The following is a 2,881-nucleotide window of genomic DNA, read 5'->3' as shown; positions in this document are numbered from 1 at the left end:
CGCGATGGGAAATCTCATCTTGAGGGGGGCTTCACGCTTAGATGCTTTCAGCGCTTATCCCTTCCGCACATAGCTACCCAGCGGTGCCCCTGGCGGGACAACTGGTACACCAGCGGTGCGTCCATCCCGGTCCTCTCGTACTAAGGACAGCTCCTCGCAAATTTCCTGCGCCCGCGACGGATAGGGACCGAACTGTCTCACGACGTTCTGAACCCAGCTCGCGTACCGCTTTAATGGGCGAACAGCCCAACCCTTGGGACCGACTACAGCCCCAGGATGCGATGAGCCGACATCGAGGTGCCAAACCTCCCCGTCGATGTGGACTCTTGGGGGAGATAAGCCTGTTATCCCCGGGGTAGCTTTTATCCGTTGAGCGATGGCCCTTCCATGCGGAACCACCGGATCACTAAGCCCGACTTTCGTCCCTGCTCGACTTGTAGGTCTCGCAGTCAAGCTCCCTTCTGCCTTTACACTCTGCGAATGATTTCCAACCATTCTGAGGGAACCTTTGGGCGCCTCCGTTACGCTTTAGGAGGCGACCGCCCCAGTCAAACTGCCTACCTGACACTGTCTCCCACCCCGATCAGGGGTGCGGGTTAGAACTTCAGTACGACAAGGGTGGTATCCCAAGGCCGACTCCACCGAGACTGGCGTCCCGGCTTCTCCGTCTCCCACCTATCCTGTACATGTCGTACCAAAATTCAATATCAGGCTGCAGTAAAGCTCCACGGGGTCTTTCCGTCCTGTCGCGGGTAACCTGCATCTTCACAGGTACTATAATTTCACCGGGTCTCTCGTTGAGACAGTGCCCAAGTCGTTACACCTTTCGTGCGGGTCGGAACTTACCCGACAAGGAATTTCGCTACCTTAGGACCGTTATAGTTACGGCCGCCGTTTACTGGGGCTTCGGTTCGCACCTTCGCTTGCGCTAAGCGCTCCCCTTAACCTTCCAGCACCGGGCAGGTGTCAGCCCCTATACTTCGCCTTTCGGCTTCGCAGAGACCTGTGTTTTTGTTAAACAGTCGCTTGGGCCTTTTCACTGCGGCTCTCTCGGGCTCTTCACCTAAGAAAGCACCCCTTCTCCCGAAGTTACGGGGTCATTTTGCCGAGTTCCTTAACGAGAGTTCTCCCGCGCACCTTAGGATTCTCTCCTCGCCTACCTGTGTCGGTTTGCGGTACGGGCACCTCTCACCTCGCTAGAGGCTTTTCTTGGCAGTGTGGAATCAGGAACTTCGGTACTCTATTTCCCTCGCCATCACAGCTCCGCCTTTCGGCAAGCGGATTTGCCTACTTGCCAGCCTAACTGCTTGGACGCGCACAACCAGTCGCGCGCTTGCCCTATCCTCCTGCGTCCCCCCATGGCTCAAACGGTGAGGAGGTGGTACAGGAATCTCTACCTGTTGTCCATCGCCTACGCCTTTCGGCCTCGGCTTAGGTCCCGACTAACCCTGAGCGGACGAGCCTTCCTCAGGAACCCTTAGGCTTTCGGTGCAGAGGATTCTCACCTCTGTTTTCGCTACTCATACCGGCATTCTCACTTCTAAGCGCTCCACTAGTCCTCCCGGTCTAGCTTCCACGCCCTTAGAACGCTCCCCTACCGATGACGCAAGTCATCCCACAGCTTCGGTGATACGTTTAGCCCCGGTACATTTTCGGCGCAGAGTCACTCGACCAGTGAGCTATTACGCACTCTTTAAATGGTGGCTGCTTCTAAGCCAACATCCTGGTTGTCTCGGCAACTCCACATCCTTTTCCACTTAACGTATACTTTGGGACCTTAGCTGGTGATCTGGGCTGTTTCCCTTTTGACCACGGATCTTATCACTCGTAGTCTGACTCCCAAGCATAAGTCATTGGCATTCGGAGTTTGACTGAGTTCGGTAACCCGATGAGGGCCCCTAGCCCAATCAGTGCTCTACCTCCAAGACTCTTTTCTTGAGGCTAGCCCTAAAGCTATTTCGGGGAGAACCAGCTATCTCCAAGTTCGATTGGCATTTCACCCCTACCCACACCTCATCCCCGCACTTTTCAACGTGCGTGGGTTCGGGCCTCCAGTAGGTGTTACCCTACCTTCACCCTGGACATGGGTAGATCACCTGGTTTCGGGTCTACGACGACGTACTAAACGCCCTCTTCAGACTCGCTTTCGCTGCGGCTCCGTCTCTTCGACTTAACCTCGCACGCCATCGTAACTCGCCGGTTCATTCTACAAAAGGCACGCCATCACCCGTGAACGGGCTCTGACTACTTGTAGGCACACGGTTTCAGGTTCTCTTTCACTCCCCTCCCGGGGTGCTTTTCACCTTTCCCTCACGGTACTGGTTCACTATCGGTCACTAGGGAGTATTTAGCCTTGGGAGATGGTCCTCCCTGCTTCCGACGGGATTTCACGTGTCCCGCCGTACTCAGGATCCACTCAGGAGGGAACGAAGTTTCGACTACAGGGCTTTTACCTCCTCTGGCGGGCCTTTCCAGACCGCTTCGTCTACTCCGTTCCTTTGTCACTCCGTGTTGAGTGTCCTACAACCCCAAGAGGCTCGCCTCTTGGTTTGGGCTGTTCCCGTTTCGCTCGCCGCTACTCAGGGAATCGCTGTTGCTTTCTTCTCCTCCGGGTACTTAGATGTTTCAGTTCCCCGGGTATGCCCTCCATACGCTATGAATTCACGTATGGATACTGCCCCATTACGGACAGTGGGTTCCCCCATTCGGAAATCTCCGGATCAACGCTTACTTACAGCTCCCCGAAGCATATCGGTGTTAGTCCCGTCCTTCATCGGCTCCTAGTGCCAAGGCATCCACCGTGCGCCCTTTCTAACTTAACCATGTGAAAAGAGCTTTTCTTCATGAATCCCTTCTGCTGTTATCTAGTTTTCAAAGAACA

At 55.1% G+C, this 2,881-nt stretch carries 1 rRNA gene; it reads right to left on the bottom strand.

The features are described 5' to 3' along the window. Positions 1–2,822: ribosomal RNA gene (locus tag HNQ34_RS17145) — 23S ribosomal RNA — on the bottom strand; the annotation flags it as partial. Positions 2,823–2,881: the final 59 nt, after the last annotated feature.

It is taken from the genome of Anoxybacteroides tepidamans, from assembly GCF_014201465.1.
Classification (GTDB): domain Bacteria; phylum Bacillota; class Bacilli; order Bacillales; family Anoxybacillaceae; genus Anoxybacteroides; species Anoxybacteroides tepidamans.
The sequence above is the reverse complement of the archived record's forward strand: the minus strand, read 5'-3'. Positions and strand labels throughout refer to the sequence as shown.